Source organism: Pseudomonas sp. 2822-15 (genome assembly GCF_002742515.1).
GTDB classification, from domain to species: domain Bacteria; phylum Pseudomonadota; class Gammaproteobacteria; order Pseudomonadales; family Pseudomonadaceae; genus Aquipseudomonas; species Aquipseudomonas salomonii.
This window is the reverse complement of sequence record NZ_LJRY01000200.1, coordinates 1-228: the sequence shown is the minus strand read 5'-3', so window position 1 is coordinate 228 and position 228 is coordinate 1. Positions and strand designations below refer to the sequence as shown.

The following is a 228-nucleotide window of genomic DNA, read 5'->3' as shown; positions in this document are numbered from 1 at the left end:
CATTTGTTGTTTATCTTGTTCACTAGCTTGCTTCCAATATACTTCAAAAAGTACCCCTAAACCAGGTAACATTTTTTCTTCTCCACTTTGAACAGCATCAACGATCGTAGCTTCCACTTCATCAGCACTGTTTCCAGAGATATTCTGCATGATTGCTGCACGTAAATTAAAGCTCATATTGCACCCTTCCTTTCTATTGTTGACAAAAATGCAACAACTTTTCATAAT

The 228-nt window shown here is 36.4% G+C and carries 1 protein-coding gene; it reads right to left on the bottom strand.

Annotated features, from left to right (window positions below; all coding sequences use genetic code 11):
• Window positions 1-177, bottom strand: a 177-nt coding sequence (gene sspI, locus AOA59_RS33545; RefSeq protein WP_099488871.1) for a small acid-soluble spore protein SspI, incomplete at its 3' end; no start/stop codon positions are given.
• Window positions 178-228 lie beyond the last annotated feature (51 nt).